This is a genomic window from Paracoccus hibiscisoli (assembly GCF_005048265.1).
Classification (GTDB): domain Bacteria; phylum Pseudomonadota; class Alphaproteobacteria; order Rhodobacterales; family Rhodobacteraceae; genus Paracoccus; species Paracoccus hibiscisoli.
This window is the reverse complement of sequence record NZ_SUNH01000011.1, coordinates 81962-100523: the sequence shown is the minus strand read 5'-3', so window position 1 is coordinate 100523 and position 18562 is coordinate 81962. Positions and strand designations below refer to the sequence as shown.

The window sequence follows — 18562 nt, the reverse complement described above, 5'->3', positions numbered from 1 at the left end:
GTTCAGACCTGCAGGACAGAGGACACGAGAAGCTGCGTATAGGCGTGCTGCGGATCGTCCAGCACCTGATCGGTCAGGCCCTGTTCGACCACCCGGCCGCCGGTCATCACCATCAGCCGGTCGGCCAGCAGGCGCACCACCGCCAGATCATGCGTGACGATGATCACCGACAGGCCCATGTCGCGCACCAGCCCGCGCAGCAGGTCCAGCAGACGCGCCTGAACGCTGACATCCAGACCGCCGGTGGGTTCGTCCATGAAGACCAGCCGCGGCCCGGTCACCAGGTTGCGGGCAATCTGCAGCCGCTGCTGCATGCCGCCCGAAAAGGATGACGGGCGGTCGTCGATGCGGTCGCCCGCGATCTCGACCCGGCCCAGCCAGTCCAGGGCTGCGGCGCGGATGTCGCCGTAATGGCGGTGCCCTGTGGCCATCAGGCGTTCGCCCACATTGGCGCCCGCGCTGACCCCCATGCGCAACCCGTCGCGGGCGTGCTGGTGGACATGCGCCCATTCGGTGCGCGCCAGGCGGCGGCGGTCGGATTCGGCCATCGCCAGCACGTCGCGCCCGTCATAGGTGACGGTGCCCGCGTCGGGCCGCTGCTGGCCCGCCAGACAGGACAGCAGCGTGGATTTGCCCGACCCGCTTTCGCCGACGATGCCCAGCACCTCTCCGGGCCACAGATCGAAGCTGACGCCGGTGCAGCCGATGCGCGGGCCATAGCGACGCTCCAGGTCGCGAACGGACAGCAGGGGCGTCATGCCGCCACCTCGGCCAGACGGCCCGTATGCCCCGCATCGCGCCGGGTGGTGCAATGGTCGGTATCCGAACAGACGAACATCCGGCTGCCCACGTCGTCGGTCACGACCTCGTCCAGATAGCTGTCCCGCGCGCCGCACAGATCGCAGGCATGGTCGGCCTTGCTGGCGACAAAGGGGTGGTCGTCGAAATCCAGGCTGACGACCTGCGTCCAGGGCGGCAGCGCATAGATGCGCTGTTCGCGCCCCGCCCCGAACAGCTGGATCGCCGGGTTGTCCGACAGCTTGGGGTTGTCGAATTTCGGGATGGGCGAGGGGTCCATGACATAGCGCCCCTCGACCTTGACCGGATAGGCATAGGAGGTCGCGATCTGGCCGTGCCGGGCGATGTCCTCGTACAATTTGACATGCATCAGGCCGTATTCCTCCAGCGCGTGCATGCGGCGTGTCTCGGTCTCTCGGGGCTCCAGAAAGCGCAGGGGTTCGGGGATGGGAACCTGATAGATCAGGATCTGACCGTCGGTCAGCGGGGTTTCCGGGATGCGGTGGCGGGTCTGGATCACGGTGGCCTGCGTGGTGGCGGTGGTCACGGCGACGCCGGCGGTGCGCTGAAAAAACGCGCGGATGCTGACCGCGTTGGTGGTGTCGTCGGCGCCCTGGTCGATGACCTTCAGCCGGTCGTCGGGGACAAGACAGGCGGCGGTCAGCTGCACCCCGCCGGTGCCCCAACCGTAAGGCATGGGCATTTCCCGGCTGGCGAAGGGCACCTGATATCCGGGGATCGCCAGCGCCTTGAGGATGGCGCGGCGGATCATCCGCTTGGTCTGTTCGTCCAGATAGGCGAAATTGTAATCGCTCACAGTAGCCCCCGCCCGGTCAGATCACGCTCCAGCGCGGCGGGATCGGTGAAATGATGCGCGGCCATCCCCGCCGCCTGCGCGCCCGCGACGTTGGCCGCGCTGTCGTCGATGAACAGGCAGTCCTGCGGCAGGACGCCGGCCCGTTCGCACAGACGCGCGAACAGGCGCGGGTCGGGCTTGGTGATGCCCTCCTGCCCCGACACGATGGTGACGCCAAAGGCGGTCGTCAGGCGCGGATGGGTGGCCAGCCCGATGGGCCAGGTCTCGGCCGACCAGTTGGTGATGGCGTGGACCGGGTGCCCGCGCGCCCGCAGGCGGCCCAGCAGCGCCCAGCTGCCCTCGATGGGTTCCGCGATCGAGGCGGCATGCCCGGTCAGATAGGACAGGAACAGAGCCCGGTCGTCCGGGTCTGGGATCTCGGCGGCCAGATCGGCAAAGGCTTCGCCCCCATCCGCGCGCCAGTTCAGCGCGGCGAATTCGATGCGCGCAAGGAAGGCGTCCACCGAGGCGCGGTCGCCAAGCGTGGGCAGAAAGGCCTGATGCGCGTCCCACCGGACCAGCACGTTGCCGATGTCAAAGACGATGGTGGTCATGATGCGGCCTCGTTTGCTTCCTGCCTCAGGCGGCGGACCAGTTCCAGCTCGGCCTGGAAATCCACGTAATGGGGCAGCTTGATATGCTCCAGGAACCCGGTGGCCTGGATGTTGTCGCAATGCGACAGCACGAATTCGGCGTCCTGCGCGGGGGCGCCGCTGTCATCCTCGCCCAGCTCCTGCCAGCGCAGGGCGCGGTCGACCAGGCTGACGGCGATGGCCTTGCGCTCGGACTGGCCCAGGACCAGGCCATAGCCGCGGGTGAATTGCGCCGGTTCGGTCCGCGAGCCCTTGAACTGGTTCACGGTCTCGCATTCGCTCAGCTCGATCTCTCCGATCTGGATGGCAAAACCCAGCTCGGGGATCTCCATTTCGACCGGGACGCGGCCGATGCGCAATTCGCCGACAAAGGCGTGGGTGCGCCCGTATCCGCGCTGCGTCGAATAGGCCAGGGACAGCAGGAACCCCTCATCCCCGCGCGCCAGGGCCTGCAGGCGCAGCGCGCGGGACGCGGGCAGCTCCAACGGTTCGCGCGTCAGGTCGGGGGCGGGGGTGTCGTCCGGGGCCACCGGCTCGATCAGCCCATCGCGGTCCAGGATGGCGGTGACATGGGGCACCCGCGCCGGGCCGGGCGTGCCCAGGGGCGCGGGGTCCATGGCGGCGGCCTCCGCGAAATCCAGCAGGCGGTGGGTATAGTCGAAGGTCGGCCCCAGCACCTGCCCCCCCGGCAGGTCCTTGAACGTGGCCGAGACGCGCCGGTCCACCGCCATCGCGCCCGTATCGACCGGCACCGACGACCCAAGGCGCGGCAACGTGGTGCGATAGGCGCGGATCAGGAACACCGCCTCGATCAGGTCGCCCCGCGCCTGCCGGATCGCCAGCGCCGCCAGATCGGGGTCGTAGAGCGACCCTTCGGCCATGACCCGGTTCACGGCCAGCGCCATCTGTTCGCGGATCTGCGCGACCGACAGCAGCGGCTCGGCGGGGTCGCCGCGCCGTTCCTCGGCCAGCCAGGCATGGGCATTGGCGATGGCGCGTTCGCCCCCCTTGACGGCGACATACATCAGGCGTCCTCCACGACGGTGCTGCGCGGCAGGCAGGCGATGCGGTCGCCGCAGGTCAGGATGAAATCCAGCCCCATCGGGAACAGCGCCCGGTTGGCACGGAACGGCGCGATATCGGGCAGCGACAAACTGACCTGATCGCGGATGCCGGGACCGGTCAGCCGGGCGCCCTGCGCCTCCAGCCGGTCCAGCGCGACGATCAGCGTGGCCGAACGGTCGGGGTAATCGGGCAGCCCTATCGCAAATCGGTCCAGTGGCAGCAGGTCGTCCCACCGCCCCAGGGCCAGCGCCGCGCGGTCGGGCCCGACCAGCGGACAGCCCGCATGAAAGGCCAGCCAGTCGCGAATGGCATCGTGCCCCTGCGCCAGATGCAGCGGCGTGGTCGGGTCGGCCAGCAGCAAGGCCACCGTCCCCGCCGCCCGGCCCAGGGGCGCGGGCGGCACCGCCAACGCCAGATCATGGATCGTGCCGGGCCGGGCCATCGCCTGCATCAGCACACGGAACCCTTGCGCGGATTGGATGGCGGGGTCGGCAAAGCCTCCGGTCAGGGCGGTCATGTGTCCTCTCCGCGTTGCAGGGTAAAGAACTCGACCCGGGTGGCGGCGGCCTTGGCGGCGCGTTCGGTGGTTGCAGCCTGCGCCTCTGCCTCCATGGCACGCAGTTGGGGGGTCAGCGTGGCTGCGGCCCCGGTCTGCATCAGCGCGTCGATCACCGCCGCGCGGCGGGCGTGGCTGCGGGATCGGCCCTGCACATGGCCATGCCCCACCGTCCCACAGGACAGCACGACCGAACAGCGCGTCACCGTCATCTCGGCGATGTTGAAGGGCGCGCCGGTGGCGCTGACCCGGCCCTGCACCATCACGTTGCCGGTTTCCGGCGCGCGCAGCAGGTCATGATCGGGCAGGTCGGGCAGCACGCGCGCCAGCCGGTCGGGGGCCGAGCGCGCCATCAGCGACAGCCAGTCGCGGCGTTCATTGGGGGGCGGGGCTTTGGCGGGCATCTTGCGGCGCGGGTCCATGTTCTATACAACTAGACAAGTGATAGGACGAACCCGCCCCCGGCTCAACAGAAACTGCGTGAATTTTCCATGACACACCCGCCCGCCGCCCTGTGGCAGGACATCGCCGCCACCCTGCGATCCGAGATCGGCGGCGGCCATTACGCCCAGGGCTGTCGCCTGCCGTCCGAGGCGCAGCTGGCCGCGCGCTTTGGCGTGAACCGCCATACGGTGCGCCACGCGCTGGCCGATCTGGCACAGGCGGGGCTGGTTCAGGCGCGGCGCGGCGCGGGGGTGTTCGTGACCGCGCGACCGGCCGATTACGCCCTGGGGCGGCGGGTGCGGTTCACCCAGAACCTGGCGGCGCAGGGGCGCCTTGGCTCGCACCGCTTCACCCGGCTTGAGACCCGCCCCTGCGACGCGGTCGAGGCCCGGGGGCTGTCCCTGCCCCCCGGCGACCCGGTCCATGTGATCGAGGGGGTGTCGCTGGCCGACGGGCAGCCAATGGCCCTGTTCCGGTCCGTCCTGCCGGGCTGGCTGACCGGGTTGCCGGACCATGCGGCGGAACATCAGTCGATCACCGCCGCCCTGGCCGCCTGCGGCATCAGTGATTACACCCGCGGCAGCACCCGCATCACCGCCGTTCTGGCCAGCCCGGTGCAGGCCGCCACCCTGCGCATCGCGGCGGGCGCGCCGCTGTTGCGGTCGGACGCGCTGAACCACGCGCCCGACGGTCGCCCGGTCGAGATGGGGCGCACCTGGTTCGCCGGCGACCGGGTGGCGCTGGTTCTGGCGGATTAGGCGCCCCGGATCAGCTTTCGCCGCAGCCAGCCAGACAGGCTGTCCATGGCGATCACCATCACGATGACCAGCAGGATGTAATAGGTCACCTTTTCCCAATCCTGCGTCGTCTGGATCGCCTGCGTCAGCAGCAACCCGATGCCGCCCCCGGTGATCGCGCCGATGATCGTGGCGCTGCGGGTGTTGCTCTCCAGGAAATACAGCATCTGCGACAGCAGGACCGGCAGCACCTGCGGGATCACTCCGAAGCGATACCGCTGCACCGCATTCGCCCCGGTCGAGCGGATGCCCTCGATGGGCTTGTCGTCGACATTCTCCAGCGCCTCCGAGAACAGCTTGCCAAAGCTGCCGGTGTCGGTCAGCAGGATCGCCAGCGCCCCGGTCAACGGGCCGGGACCAAAGGCGCGCGACAGGATGATGGTAAAGATCAGCGCATCCACGCCGCGCACGAAATCGAACACACGCCGCACCGCAAAGCGCAGCCAGCGCGACGGAGTAAAGTTCTGCGCCGCCAGAAAGGCCAGCGGCAGCGCGACAAAGGCTGCACCGAACGTGCCCAGGAACGCCATAAGCACCGTCTCGAAGATGGCCCAGGCCACGGCACCATGCTGCCAGATGTCGTTCGTCCAGAACTCGGACAGGGCCAGGGACAGGTTGCTGACGCCCTCGACCAGGGGCGCGCCGCCGATGATCGTGCTTAGCACCTGCCCCGCCGTCATGCCCGAGAACGGGCTGGAGAGGTCAAAGAAGAACATCTCCCACCCCCAGAAATAGCGCAGCGTCTCGGTCCGCGACGCGGTGGCGGTGACGCGGCCCTGATCGGTGGTGATGGTCGCGCGCGTCGGCGAGGCATTGATGAAATCGGGCAGCGTGCCGCCCGGCACCTGCACCGAGACGCCGTCGCTGGTGTCCAGCGTCACCGGCCCGTAATCGGGAATGTCATAGACCACGCGCGGCCCGTCATAGGTCACGACATGCCCCGCCCCCAGGTCGATCCGCGCGCCGTCGCCCTGCGCCTGCACCCAGTCCGGGATCTGGCTTTCGGAAAAGACGGCGCGGTTCGACCCTTCGACGCTGACCTGCAGCGTCTCGCGGCGGTTGTCGCGGGTGACGTGGACCTTGTGGCTGACCGCATCGGCCAGCAGGATCGCGGCATTGTCCAGCCGCGCGCGCTGCGCCAGCCCGCCCAGATCAAAGGCCACCGCGACATAGGCCAGATAGACCAGGATCAGCGCGGGCACGGCCAGCGCGATGCGCCTCTTGCGGGTCATCAGGCGGATGGTGCTGTCGCGCAAATCGTCCGCAGGCATGGGAATGGCGGTCACAGCGGCGCTCCGTGCGTCAGGCGGTTGCGGGCCAGGCCCGAGATCTGGTCGACGACCACGATGGCGGCGAACAGCATCAGAAAGATCGCCGCCGCCTGGTCGAACTTGCCCTGACCGAAGGTCATGGCGTTGCGCAATTCGTATCCGATGCCGCCCGCGCCGACAAAGCCCAGGATCGCGGAGGCGCGGATGTTCACCTCCAGCCGCAGCAGGGCATAAGACAGATAGTTCGGCGCCACCTGCGGGATCACGCCCAGCCAGATGCGCTGCGACCAGGTGGCGCCCACCGATGCCAGACCGTCTAGGGGCTTCAGGTCGACATTTTCGTTCACTTCCGAGAACAGCTTGCCCATCGCGCCGGCGGTGTGGATGGCGATGGCGATGACCGCGGGCACCGGCCCGCCGCCCAGAATGAAGATCAGCACCAGCGCGATCACGATCTCGGGCACCGCGCGGAACACGTCCGAGATGCGCCGCATCAGCGGCACCAGGCGCGGCCAGCGCGCCAGCCCCCGCGTGGCCCCCATCGCCAGCGCCGTGCCTGCCATGCAGCCCAGCAGGGTGGCGACCACGGCGATGTTCAGCGTCTCGACCATGGCGGGCAGGGCGCGGACCATGTGGCCGGGCAGGTTGGCGACCTTCGCCACCGCCTCGGACACGACATCGGCGGGGAAATCGCCCACGCTGGACAGGCCCGTCCAGAACCCGCCCGCGTTGCGCGCATCGGCCACGCGAAAGCCCGACACCATCATCGCCACGAAGATCACGACCAGCAGGCCGCCATAGATGCGCTTGCGCCGCGTCTGCGCCAGATAGTCGTCGCGGATGTCGATCAGTGCCATCGCGGCCCCCCGGAAAATGCAAAGGCCGGACCCGCGCGGGGTCCGGCCATGGCTGGGAAAGGATCAGTTCATCTCGGCGCGGCGGATGTCGATGATGGTCTGGTATTCCTCATGGGTGACGGGGGTGAAGCCCGCGGTCTCTCCGGCGGCCACGCCATAGGCGCAGGTCGGGTCAGAGTCGTGCAGGCCCGCGACCAGATCGATCATCGTCTGCTTGACGTCATCGGGCAGGGCCTGACGCAGCACCACCGGACCCTCGGGGATGGGCGAGGATTTCCAGATCTCGACGATGTCATTCATGTCGACGATGCCGCTGTCGGCGGCCTTGCGCAGCGCGCCCGAATTGTAGCCGTCCTCCCACGCGCCCTGACCGTCGGCCCAGGTGACGCCCGCGTCGTAATCGCCGTTCACGACCGCGATGATCGACTGTTCATGGCCGCCCGAGAACCCGATGCGGCTGAAATATTCGCCCTCGGTCATCGAATAGCCCTCGGCGGGCAGCTCCACGTTCGGGATCAGGAACCCAGAGGTCGAGTTGGGGTCGGCGAAGGCAAAGCTCTTGCCTTCCATGTCGTCCAGCGAGGTGATGCCGCTGTCGGCGCGCGCAAAGCCGATCGAGTGATAGGTATAGCTGCCGTCCAGGTTGGTCTTGACCAGCACCGGCTCGATCTTGTCCTCGTCGGCGACATAGACGGCGGCATAGGCCGATGCGCCCAGCCAGGCCATGTCCAGCGCATCGCCCAACAGGCCCTGGATCACGCCGTTGTAATCGGCGGGGGTGAACAGGCGGACGGGCACGCCCAGGGCCTCTTCGGCATAGGCGCGCAGGCATTCGTTCGACGCCATGCGGTCCTGGGCGTTCTCTCCGCCCAGCAGGCCGATGCGGAATTCGGTAATCTCCTGCGCATGCAGGGGGGTGGCCAGCGCGGCGGTGGTGGCCAGCAGGGTCATCAGTCGGGTCATGGATCTTCTCCGATGGGGTGGGTCAGGCCAGCATGCGGGCGGCGTATTCGGCATCCGCGCTGGTATCGGTGGGAATGGCGGTCGAGGTCGCGCTTTCGTTGAAATCCGCGTCGGCGCCATAGATGTCGCGGGCCACGCCCGTGGTCAGCTGGGCGGGCACGCCGTCGAACACCACGCGCCCGTCGCGCATGCCGATCACCCGGTCGCAATAGCGCCGCGCGGTGTCCAGCGTATGCAGGTTGGCGATGACCATGCGACCATCCTCGACATTGATGCGTTTCAGCGTGTCCATCACGATCTGGGCGTTCATCGGGTCCAGGCTGGCGATGGGCTCATCCGCCAGGATGATGCGCGGGTCCTGCATCAGGGCGCGGGCGATGGCCACGCGCTGCTGCTGGCCGCCCGACAGGGCCTCGGCGCGTTTCGGGGCCTGTTCGGCGATGCCGAGGCGGTCCAGGATCTCCAGCGCGCGGATGATGTCGGCACGGGGCCACAGGTTCAGCACCGTCTGCCAGGTCGCGCGGCGGTTCAGGATGCCGTGCAGCACGTTCGACACCACGTCCATGCGCGGCACCAGGTTGAACTGCTGAAAGATCATCGCGCATTGGCTTTGCCAGGCGCGCATGTCCGCGCCGCGCAGGGCAAGAATGTCGCGTCCCTCGACCAGGATCTGGCCGCCGCTGGCCGGGGTCAGCCCGTTCATCATCCGCAGAAAGGTCGATTTCCCGGCGCCGGACCGGCCGATGATGCCGACGAAGGCCGGGCCGTCCACGGTCATGCTGACATGATCGACGGCGGCCTTTTGGCCAAACAGCTTGGTGGCAGAGCGAACGTCCAGCATGGGGCCTCTCGGGTTGCTGAGGCCCCGGTTAACGATCTTGCGTGACGGTCCCCTGACCCGCCGGTGACATGTCCGTGACAACGGCGGGTTCGCGGGGCGCCTCTCGCGCCGCCGGTCCGAACCCCTGCCGCTCCAGATAGGACGAGACGACCAGATGCGGGATGGTCAGCGCCGCCAGCAACTGGAACGCCTGTGCGGTCACGTCGGGGGTGATCGCGCCGCCCGTGACGCGCGTGGCCGCCAGCCAGAGCGCCGCCGCCGCGACCGGCAGGGCGATCGCCATCGCGGCCCGCCAGCGCCAGGGCAGGTCGCCCAGCCTCAGCTGCGCGCTGGCCAGATGGCGCGGCGAATGCAGGCAGACGAAATACAGCGCAAAGCCGATCACCGGCGGAAACAGCAGCAGCGCCCCCAGGGCCCCCGCCATGGCCAGCGCGGTCATGCGGCCCCCCTGCTGCCAGACGATCAGGCAGCAGACGGCGGTGACCACCAGCACCACCGGCGCGACCAGGAACAACCCGGTCGCGACCGCCGTACCGCCCTGCCCCGCCGTCATGTCGGAAAAGATCGCCGCCACCTGGTCGGGATGCGCCAGCGCGGGCGCCGCCGCCACCGAGGCACCGCAGATCAGACGCAGCAGCGGGTCGTCGATCCCCTCCCAGTCCTCACCGAAGTGATAGGCGGCGGCGATCAGGAAGAACACCAGCGTGGCCCCCGGCCACAGCCGCCAGGCCAGGACCATGGCGACCACGATGGCGATATAGATGGCGGTCGCGGCCACCAGCCGCACCCGCCTGCCCCGCGACACCCGCCCCAGAAGGCTGATGTCATAGGCCCCATGCGGCAGCCCCCCTCCCAGCACGATGGCCGTGGCGGCCAGCGTGCCCAGCTGCCCCTCGAGGTCCAGGCCCAGGGCCCTGGCCGCCATCAGCAACGGGATGGCGGTCCAGAAGACCGTCAGGGCGGCCCCTCCGGGATGGGCGCCGGGCAGATCGATGCGCGATGCGCCTGTCCCGGACGGGCGGGTCATGCCTTGGCGGTCTGGGCTTGGTCCATCTCGATCCCCGATTTGCGGACCGCGATGATGTAGATCAGGATGCCCAGGCCGACCTTGGCCACCAGGTCGGCGACGGTATAGCCGATCTGGATGACGGTGTTGGCCGTCGGCCCCTCCAGCCCGACAAAGGGCGCCATGTAGACGATGGGGTAAAAGCCCCAGGACGCAAAGGTCAGCAGCCGCGCCTGCTTGATCAGCGACCGCACCTGCGGCGGCTGCGTTTCGATGGCGCGACCCAGGCCGCTGAACAGCTCATAGACGATATAGGCGAAGGGGATCGTGGACAGGAAACCCCACAGCGCGCGGGTGCCGTTGCTCTCCGCGATCTCGCCGGGATAGCCCAGGATGACCATCAGCGCGGCGGCGACGCCCAACCTGGTGGCCTTGCTGATCGTCTCGTCACGCGACAGGCGCATGACCAGCACCAGCTCGATCAGCAGCAGCGGCACCGTCAGCAGCCAGTCGACATAGCGATAGGCGTCGTTGAAGGCGTATCCGGTGGCCGAGACGGTGCCGTTCTCGAACAGGAAGGCGGCCTCCCAGCTCTGGAAGATGCGGAAATAGTGATAGGCCGCGATGGCCGTCACCAACCCCGAGATGACCAGGGCGGTGCGATAGGCGGGGGCGACTTCGGACCGCCCGAACCACAGAAAGATCGTGGCCGCGGCCATGGCCGCGAATGTGAACGAGATCGAGTTGTAGACCAGCAGGTACTGAAAGGCGCTCATGGCCTCGGGTACCGTTTCGACAGCGACAGCTTCCATCACGTTGTTCCTCCGATTGGGGCAGGCGGGCGCGGCGCGATGGCGACGGGCCCGACCGTGCGCCCTTCAGTTGCTGCCGATCAGGGCCGTGAAACAAATGATAACTTGCCGCAGGGTGACTGCGCGCGCATGCCGCATCCTGGGGCTGAACGCGCGGGTGAAACCGGCCCTGCGCAGGGCCGCGTGCCGCATGCGGCACGGCGCGCGCGACGCGTGATTTCACGGCATTCACACCGGTTTGTGACCCGAATCAGGCGACTTGCATGACGGGCCGCGCTGTGACGATGCGTAGCATCACGAACCGCGCGCAGCTGCGACACAGCCCCTGTCGCGGTCCCTGTGGCATAGTGTCCTTTGCGCCCCTGCAGGTGCGGCGCGGGCCGTTCCGACACCGCCGGGATGGGGCATCGACGGTGGCGGGGCCCCGCGCCCTAGCCCGGCGTGACGCCGTTCTCCAGCCGGGCAAAGGCCGACATCACGACCCGTTCCGACCGGTCCAGGTAATCGGCCAGACGCGCCGCTGCCGCCGCCGTGTCCCCCGCCACCAGCAACTCCAGGATCGCACCGTTCTCCTGCAGGAACGGCGCGTGCAGCTGTTCGGGGCTGTCCAGCAGGCCAAAGGCCAGGCGCAGTTCCGCCATCGCCTGCGCGAAGAATGCCGTCAGGCGCGGGCTGTCGGTCAGCGCGACGATGGCCGCGTGAAAGCCCATGTTGGCGCTGCCCACGCCGCGCCAGTCGCCCGCCTCGCGCGCCGCGCGGGCCTGAGCCACGCATTCGGCCATGCGCAGGGCCGCTGCGTGGCGGGGCCAGGCCTGGGCCAGGGCCGGAACCTCGATCAGGCGGCGCACGCGATAGATGTCCAGCACTCCCGCCATCGACGGCACCGCCACCGAAACGCCGCGATTGGGCGCGTGCGTCAGCAACCCCTCGCGCGTCAGCAGGCGGAACACCTCGCGCAGCGTGTTGCGCGACACCGACAGATCGGCCGCCAGGCGCGTCTCGGACAGGCGCTGGCCGGGGCGCAGATGCCCCGCGATCACCTGCGCGCGAAGGCGGGCGGCGGTCTCTTCAGCCAGGCTGGCGGGATTCGGATCGGTCATGGGTCGTCCTGTGATGCAGGGTCGATCATGGCGGCAGGGCAGAGGCAGGGCAAGCAGGCTGTTGCCTTGATTCCGGGCAGATTGCCGCGCAGGTCATTCCCGATTGTTCAACAAAACCGTCACGAATGTCAGATAATCGTTGACGGATCACGGAATCGTGGCAGGCTGGTGACAATCAACAACAGTTCGACACGGGGAAACATCCATGACCACCGACCGCAGCGTTGCGGCCGCCAGCCTTCGCGGAGGCCTTCTGGCGGCGATCTTCCTGATGGCGACATCGGCCATCGGGCCGGGCTTCATCACCCAGACCGCGACCTTTACCGCGCGGATGGGATCGGCCTTTGCCTTTGCGATCCTGGCCTCGATCCTGATCGATTTCGTGGTCCAGCTGAACATCTGGCGCATCACCGCCCTGACCGGCAAGCGCGCGTCGGAGACCGCGAACGCGGCCATTCCCGGCGCGGGCTATCTGCTGACGGCGCTGGTGGTGATCGGCGGGCTGGCCTTCAACGTGGGCAACATCGCGGGCGGCGGGTTGGGCCTAAACGCCATGCTGGGCCTGGACCCCAAGATCGGCGGCGCGATCACCGCGGTGCTGGCCATCGCGATCTTCCTGTCGCGGCAGGCCGGGCTGCTGCTGGACCGGGCGATCATCGGGCTGGGCATCGTGATGATCCTGCTGGTGCTGTTCGTGGCGGTGCAGTCGAACCCCCCGGTGGGCGAGGCGCTGCGCCAGACGATCTGGCCCGACACCATCGACTTCGCCACCATCACCACCATCGTGGGCGGCACGGTCGGCGGATACATCACCTATTCCGGCGCGCACCGGTTGCTGGACAAGGGCCTGACCGGCCCGCACAACCTGACCGCCGTCACCCGCGCGGCGCTGACCGGGATCGCGGTCACGGGCGTCATGCGCTTTGTGCTGTTCCTGGCGATCCTGGGCGTCGTCGCATCGGGCGTGACGCTGGATCTGTCGTCGCAGGCGGCGAACCCGGCGGCGCAGGCCTTTCAGGCGGCGGCGGGCGATTGGGGGATGCGCGTCTTCGGCGTGGTCCTGTGGGCGGCGGCGCTGACCTCGGTCATCGGGGCGGCCTATACCTCGGTCAGCTTTCTGGACGTGGTGGGGGTGCGCAGCGACGCGGCCCGGTCCAAGGCCACGGTGGGTTTCATCGCCTTTTCGCTGGCGGTGTATCTGGCGCTTGGGACGGCCCCGGCGGCGATCCTGGTGTTCGTCGGCGGCTTCAACGGGTTGATCCTGCCCATCGGCCTGACGATCTTTACCTATATCGGCTATGCGCGGTCCGACCTGATGGGTGGGCACCGCTACAACCGGGTGCTGCTGGCGCTTGGGGCCATCGTCTGCGCGCTGACCTGGTACATGGGCGCGCGGTCGGTCACCACGATCTTCGCCTTTCTGGGCGTGTAAGGAGGATCCATGCCAATCGACCTGAACAGCGACCTGGGCGAGGGCTACGGCCCCTGGCCCATGGGGGACGACGCCGCGATGCTGGACATCGTCAGTTCCGCCAACATCGCCTGCGGCTTTCACGCGGGCGACCCGGCGGGGCTGCTGGCCGTGCTGCGACAGGCGGCGGCGCGGGGCGTCGCGGTCGGGGCGCATGTCAGCTATCCCGACCGCGTGGGCTTCGGGCGGCGCAGCATGGACGTGGCGCCGGACGACCTGACCGCCGACGTGATCTATCAGATCGGCGCGGTGCAGGGTCTGGCGCGGGCGGCGGGCACGCGGGTCACTTATGTGAAACCGCATGGCGCGCTGTACAACACCATCGCGGATGACGCGCGCCAGGCCGATGCGGTCATCGCGGGCGTCAAGGCGGTCGACCCGTCGCTGGTGCTGATGGGTCTGGCGGGGGCGCCCGTGCTGGACCGCGCGCGCGCCGCGGGCCTGTCGGTGGTGGCCGAGGCCTTCGCCGACCGCGCCTATACCGTCGCGGGCGCGCTTGTGTCGCGCAAGCAGCCGGGTGCGGTCCTGCATGACGCGGACCTGATCGCGGCCCGCATGCTGCGTCTGGCGACCGAGGGCGTGCTGGAGGCCGAGGATGGCAGCATCCTGCGCCTGGAGGCCGACAGCATCTGCGTGCATGGCGACAGCCCCGGCGCGGTGGCCATCGCCGCACGGGTCCGCGATGCGTTGATCGCGGGCGGTGTCACCGTGGCGCCTTTCGCCGGGGGTGGCGCATGACCCCGGCGCAGGCGCGGCTGGCCGCGCGCCAGGGTCCGGCCCGCCCGACCTCGGGTCAGGCACCGGGGTTTACCCAGTGCAACATGATCACGCTGCCCCGCGATTGGGCGTGGGATTTCCTGCTGTTTGCGCAGAGGAACCCGAAACCCTGCCCGGTGCTGGACGTGACCGACCCGGGCAGCCATCGCACGGTCATGGCACCCGATGCCGACCTGCGCACCGACATCCCCCTCTATCGCATCTGGCGCGACGGCGTGCTGACCGAGGAGGTGACCGACGCCACATCCCATTGGGCCGAACATCCCGATCTGGTGACCTTTCTGATCGGCTGTTCCTTCACCTTCGAGGGCGCGCTGATGGCGGCGGGTATCCCGGTCGCACATGTCGACCAAGGCTGCAACGTGCCGATGTTTCTGACCGACCGCGACTGTCGCCCGGCGGGGCGGATGTCGGGGCGGCTGGTCGTGTCGATGCGCCCCATTCCGGCCGACCGGGTGGCCGAGGCCGCGATGATTTCGGGCCGCACCCCCGCCGTCCACGGCGCGCCGGTGCATGTGGGCCTGCCCGAGGCCTTGGGCATCGCCGACCTGCAAAAGCCCGATTTCGGCGACCCGGTGCCGGTGGGTCCGGGTCAGGTGCCGGTCTTCTGGGCCTGCGGGGTGACGCCTCAGGCAGCGGTCATGGCGTCCAAGCCGCCTTTCGCCATCACCCATGCACCGGGGCACATGTTCGTCACCGACGTGCCGGAAACCCGGTGGCAGGCATGACGCGCGTCCTGCCCATCGGGCCGCGCGCCTTTCTGGTCGAGCTGGCCGATCTGGACGCGACGCTGGCGCTGTTTGACGCGCTGGCGGCCGATCCGGTCGCGGGCGTGGCCGAGATCGTGCCCGCCGCCCGCACGCTGATGGTCACCACGGGTCCCGGCATGGCCGCCGATGCCGCCCTGGCCCGCGCCGTGCTGGCCCGCCAGCCCACGCCCGGCACCATGCCTGCGACGCGGGCAACCGAGACGGTCGAGATCCCCGTGACCTATGACGGCGAGGATCTCGCCGAGGTCGCGACCCTGATGGGCCTGACCACGGATGAGGTCATCGCCACCCATCAGGCCGCGACCTGGCAGGTGGCGTTCTGCGGCTTTGCTCCCGGTTTCGCCTATATGACCTGCGCGGATGCGCGGTTCGACCTGCCGCGCCGGTCCGCACCGCGCACGAAGATCCCGGCGGGGTCGGTCGCGCTGGCGGGGCGGTTCTGCGGCATCTATCCGCAGGCCAGCCCCGGCGGCTGGCAGCTGATCGGCCGGACCGAGGTGCCGATGTTCGACCTGACCCGCGACGTGCCCGCGCTGCTGCGCCCCGGCGTCAGGGCGCGGTTCGTGACAGGCCACGCGCATGTGCATGCGGTGGCGATCCCGGACCCCGCGCCGGTGACTGGCCTACGCGTGACCCAGACCGCCTTTCCGATCTTGGTGCAGGATGCCGGGCGCATCGGCCAGGCGGGCCAGGGGGTCAGCGCATCCGGTGCCCTCGATCTGGCCGCGCTGCGGCGCGCGAACCGTGCGGTGGGCAACCCCGCAGGCGTCGCCGCGCTGGAGATCACGCTTGGCCCCGTCCGCCTGCGGGCGGAGGTGGCGATGACCCTGGCCCTGACCGGCGCCGCCACCGCCCGCGTGGGCGGCCTGGCCCAATCGGGTGCCTTCGCGCTGGACGCGGGCGACGAGGTCGTGATCGACCCGCCCGCCCGCGGCATGCGCAGCTATCTGGCGATGCGCGGGGGATTCGACGTGGCCCCCGTGCTGGGCTCCTGCGCGACCGACACGCTGGCGCAGATCGGCCCCGCGCCCCTGACGGCGGGCGATGCGCTGGCCCCGGCGGGCTGCGCGGTGGGGGCGGTGACCGACCCTGGCCCCGGCCCGGACCTGCCGCAGGCCGGAGAGATCGTGACCCTGCCCGTGACCCTGGGTCCCCGCACCGACTGGTTCGACGCAGCCACCGTGGCGCGGTTCCTGGGCCAGGAGTGGGCCGTCACGCCGCAATCGTCGCGCGTGGGCATCCGCCTGTCGGGCGAGGCGCTGACCCGCGACGACGCCCGCGAACTGCCAAGCGAGGGCACCGCGACCGGCGCCATTCAGGTGCCCCATTCCGGCCAGCCGGTGCTGTTTTTGGCCGACCACCCCCTGACCGGCGGTTATCCGGTCATCGCGACGCTGCACCCCTCGGCGCTGGACCTGGCGGGGCAGCTGCCGCCCGGCACGCGCATCCGCTTTGCCGCCGACGCCCCTTTTGCCCTCATCGACCCGGAGGCCCCTGATGTTTCGTGACACGCCCCTGACCCCCATCCGCCGCATCCTGATCGCCAACCGCGGAGAGATCGCCCTGCGCGTCATCCGCGCCTGCGCCGACGAGGGCATCGAATCGGTGGCGATCTATGCCGATCCCGACCGCGATGCGCCCTTTGTCCGCGCCGCCGATCAGGCCTGGGCGCTGGAGGGCCACCGCCCCGCCGACACCTATCTGGACGCCGCCAAGGTTCTGGCCATCGCCGCCCGCGCGCAGGTCGACGCGATCCACCCCGGATATGGGTTCCTGTCGGAGAATGCCGATTTCGCCCGTGCGGTGCAGGCGGCGGGCATCCTCTGGATCGGCCCCGACCCCGACGTGATCGACGCGCTTGGCGACAAGATCCGCGCGCGAGAGATTGCGCAGGCCGTCGGCGCGCCGCTGGTCGCGGGCAGCCCCGGCCCCATCGCCAGCGGTGCCGAGGCGCTGGCCTTTGCCCGTGAACACGGCCTTCCGCTGGCCATCAAGGCGGCCTTTGGCGGCGGCGGGCGGGGCATGCGCGTGGCCCGCGATCTGGACGAGGTCGAGGAGTTGTTCGACGCCGCCACGCGCGAGGCGGTCAACGCCTTTGGCCGCGGCGAATGCTATGTCGAACAGTTCCTGGACCGCCCCCGCCATATCGAGGCGCAGGTGCTGGCCGACCGCCACGGCACGGTCAAGGTGCTGGGCACCCGCGACTGTTCGCTGCAGCGCCGCAACCAGAAGCTGGTCGAGGAGGCCCCCGCGCCATTCCTCTCCGACGACCAGCGCGCCCGCATCCATGACAGCGCCCGCGCGATCTGCGCCCATGCGGGCTATAGCGGCGCGGGCACGGTCGAATTCCTGCTGTCCGCCAATGGCACCATCAGTTTCCTTGAGGTGAACACCCGCCTGCAGGTCGAACACCCCGTGACCGAGGAGACGAGCGGCATCGACATCGTCCGCGCGATGATCCGCGTGGCGCAGGGCGCGCAATTGATCGACGACAGCGTGCCGGAACCCACTGGCCACGCGATCGAGTTCCGCATCAATGCCGAGGATCCGGGCCGGGGCTTTCTGCCGACCCCCGGCCCGATCACGCTGTGGTCGGCGCCCGGCGGGATCGGCATCCGCCTGGACAGCGGCGTCGAGCAGGGCGGCCAGGTCGCGGGTCAGTTCGATTCGATGATGGCCAAGCTGATCGTGACCGGCCCCGACCGCGCGACAGCCATCGCCCGTGCCCGCCGCGCGCTGCGCGAGTTCCGGATCGAGGGCGTGGCATCCGTCCTGCCGTTCCACCGCGCGGTGCTGGAGGCGCCGGAGTTCACCGACGCGTTCGCCGTCCATACCCGCTGGATCGAAACCGATTTCGCCGATCGCCTGGCCGCCGCCGTCCAGCCCGCAGGCCGCGTGACGCCCGCCCCCGACCAGCCGATGCTGCGCCTGTCGATCGAGATCGACGGCAGGCGCCATGATCTGGCCCTGCCCCAGGGCCTGCTGGCGGCGGGCATTCCTGCGGCGCCCGCGCCCGAGGAGGCAGCCGTCGATGCCGATGCCGTCACCGCCCCCGTCGCGGGCACGCTGTCGCTGTGGCAGGCCGAGGACGGCGCGCAGGTCGAGGCGGGCCAGGTCGTCGCCGTGATCGAGGCGATGAAGATGGAGACGCGCATCGAGGCCCCCCATGCCGGCACCCTGACCCGCATCGCGCCCGAAGGCGCGACCCTGGCCCACGGCGCGCCCCTCTGCCGCATCACGCGCTGAGTGACCCCCCCTTCGGGGCGGCTGCCCACCCCAAAGGGGGGTCACTGACGGTCTGCCCGCGAACGGACCCCCGCTCTGGTTGATGACCCGGGGCGGGCGGGGTCTGCTTTCCGGCCCATGCCAGGCGGTGACCCGGCCACCCTGGTCTGCATGCCACGGACTGCAGGTCCCCCGCCCTTGTCCGCGCCGAAAGGCCCGCCGCCGTGGACAGGGCGGCACCGTCAACGCTCGGTTTCCAAAGTGGAGATACGCCCTCCGCAGGCCGGGTGCGACGCGATGTGACCCTGCGGAGGATGGAACCGGACGCAGCCCCGCCGGTTGCCCCCGCGAACAAAGGAG

General features: G+C 69.6%; 19 protein-coding genes. 6 read left to right on the top strand and 13 right to left on the bottom strand.

Annotation, left to right across the window (positions count from 1 at the left end):
- Window positions 1–2 precede the first annotated feature (2 nt).
- The 6 genes from phnK to phnG are packed head-to-tail and all read right to left on the bottom strand — an operon-like array spanning window position 3 to window position 4290.
- Window positions 3–758, bottom strand: coding sequence for a phosphonate C-P lyase system protein PhnK (phnK, locus tag FA740_RS09115; RefSeq protein WP_136856461.1), 756 nt, complete (start codon window positions 756–758; stop codon window positions 3–5).
- Window positions 755–1615, bottom strand: coding sequence for an alpha-D-ribose 1-methylphosphonate 5-phosphate C-P-lyase PhnJ (locus FA740_RS09110; RefSeq protein ID WP_136856460.1), 861 nt, complete (start codon window positions 1613–1615; stop codon window positions 755–757). The genes phnK and FA740_RS09110 overlap by 4 nt, the downstream gene beginning before the upstream one ends.
- Complete coding sequence (locus tag FA740_RS09105) at window positions 1612–2208, bottom strand: HAD-IA family hydrolase (RefSeq protein ID WP_136856459.1); 597 nt, start codon at window positions 2206–2208, stop codon at window positions 1612–1614. The genes FA740_RS09110 and FA740_RS09105 overlap by 4 nt, the downstream gene beginning before the upstream one ends.
- On the bottom strand, window positions 2205–3272 hold the full coding sequence (locus tag FA740_RS09100) for a carbon-phosphorus lyase complex subunit (protein WP_136856458.1): 1068 nt from the start codon (window positions 3270–3272) through the stop codon (window positions 2205–2207). Before FA740_RS09100 ends, FA740_RS09105 begins: the two co-directional genes overlap by 4 nt.
- Entirely contained in the window at window positions 3272–3829 is a 558-nt protein-coding gene (gene phnH / locus FA740_RS09095; RefSeq protein ID WP_136856457.1) for a phosphonate C-P lyase system protein PhnH, read from the bottom strand. The genes FA740_RS09100 and phnH overlap by 1 nt, the downstream gene beginning before the upstream one ends.
- Entirely contained in the window at window positions 3826–4290 is a 465-nt protein-coding gene (gene phnG / locus FA740_RS09090; protein WP_246053549.1) for a phosphonate C-P lyase system protein PhnG, read from the bottom strand. The genes phnH and phnG overlap by 4 nt, the downstream gene beginning before the upstream one ends.
- Window positions 4291–4359: 69 nt before the next feature.
- On the opposite strand from phnG, the gene phnF reads away from it, so the two are divergent.
- Window positions 4360–5070 carry a phosphonate metabolism transcriptional regulator PhnF gene (phnF, locus tag FA740_RS09085; protein ID WP_136856456.1) on the top strand — a complete coding sequence of 237 codons (711 nt, stop codon included), beginning with the start codon at window positions 4360–4362 and terminating at the stop codon, window positions 5068–5070.
- Here phnF and phnE (FA740_RS09080) read toward each other — a convergent pair.
- The 7 genes from phnE (FA740_RS09080) to FA740_RS09050 all read right to left on the bottom strand — a co-directional run bounded on the left by phnE (FA740_RS09080) (window position 5067) and on the right by FA740_RS09050 (window position 11959).
- On the bottom strand, window positions 5067–6380 hold the full coding sequence (gene phnE / locus FA740_RS09080; protein WP_136856455.1) for a phosphonate ABC transporter, permease protein PhnE: 1314 nt from the start codon (window positions 6378–6380) through the stop codon (window positions 5067–5069). The genes phnF and phnE (FA740_RS09080) overlap by 4 nt on opposite strands.
- 11 nt (window positions 6381–6391) lie before the next feature.
- Window positions 6392–7237 carry a phosphonate ABC transporter, permease protein PhnE gene (gene phnE / locus FA740_RS09075; protein WP_136856454.1) on the bottom strand — a complete coding sequence of 282 codons (846 nt, stop codon included), beginning with the start codon at window positions 7235–7237 and terminating at the stop codon, window positions 6392–6394.
- 63 nt (window positions 7238–7300) lie between these two features.
- Window positions 7301–8200, bottom strand: a complete 900-nt coding sequence (gene phnD / locus FA740_RS09070) for a phosphonate ABC transporter substrate-binding protein (RefSeq protein WP_136856453.1) — start codon at window positions 8198–8200, stop codon at window positions 7301–7303.
- 22 nt (window positions 8201–8222) lie between these two features.
- A complete protein-coding gene (gene phnC / locus FA740_RS09065) occupies window positions 8223–9041 on the bottom strand; it encodes a phosphonate ABC transporter ATP-binding protein (protein ID WP_136856452.1) in 819 nt (272 codons plus the stop codon).
- Between the two features lie 28 nt (window positions 9042–9069).
- Window positions 9070–10068, bottom strand: coding sequence for a Brp/Blh family beta-carotene 15,15'-dioxygenase (locus tag FA740_RS09060; RefSeq protein ID WP_136856451.1), 999 nt, complete (start codon window positions 10066–10068; stop codon window positions 9070–9072).
- On the bottom strand, window positions 10065–10859 hold the full coding sequence (locus tag FA740_RS09055) for a bacteriorhodopsin-like (protein ID WP_136856450.1): 795 nt from the start codon (window positions 10857–10859) through the stop codon (window positions 10065–10067). The genes FA740_RS09060 and FA740_RS09055 overlap by 4 nt, the downstream gene beginning before the upstream one ends.
- A gap of 431 nt (window positions 10860–11290) precedes the next feature.
- Window positions 11291–11959 (bottom strand): GntR family transcriptional regulator, encoded by a 669-nt coding sequence (locus tag FA740_RS09050; protein WP_136856449.1) that lies wholly within the window; start codon window positions 11957–11959, stop codon window positions 11291–11293.
- A gap of 205 nt (window positions 11960–12164) precedes the next feature.
- Here FA740_RS09050 and FA740_RS09045 point away from each other — a divergent pair, with 205 nt between their 5' ends.
- Genes FA740_RS09045 through FA740_RS09025 form a run of 5 tightly spaced genes read left to right on the top strand, consistent with a single transcriptional unit; the run spans window position 12165 to window position 18223 of the window.
- Complete coding sequence (locus FA740_RS09045) at window positions 12165–13391, top strand: NRAMP family divalent metal transporter (protein WP_136856448.1); 1227 nt, start codon at window positions 12165–12167, stop codon at window positions 13389–13391.
- A gap of 9 nt (window positions 13392–13400) precedes the next feature.
- Complete coding sequence (locus FA740_RS09040; protein WP_136856447.1) at window positions 13401–14168, top strand: LamB/YcsF family protein; 768 nt, start codon at window positions 13401–13403, stop codon at window positions 14166–14168.
- Window positions 14165–14935: a putative hydro-lyase gene (locus FA740_RS09035; RefSeq protein WP_136856446.1), complete on the top strand. Its 771-nt coding sequence runs from the start codon at window positions 14165–14167 to the stop codon at window positions 14933–14935. Before FA740_RS09040 ends, FA740_RS09035 begins: the two co-directional genes overlap by 4 nt.
- On the top strand, window positions 14932–16485 hold the full coding sequence (locus tag FA740_RS09030; protein ID WP_136856445.1) for a 5-oxoprolinase subunit B/C family protein: 1554 nt from the start codon (window positions 14932–14934) through the stop codon (window positions 16483–16485). The genes FA740_RS09035 and FA740_RS09030 overlap by 4 nt, the downstream gene beginning before the upstream one ends.
- Window positions 16475–18223 (top strand): acetyl/propionyl/methylcrotonyl-CoA carboxylase subunit alpha, encoded by a 1749-nt coding sequence (locus FA740_RS09025; RefSeq protein WP_211243665.1) that lies wholly within the window; start codon window positions 16475–16477, stop codon window positions 18221–18223. Before FA740_RS09030 ends, FA740_RS09025 begins: the two co-directional genes overlap by 11 nt.
- Window positions 18224–18562 lie beyond the last annotated feature (339 nt).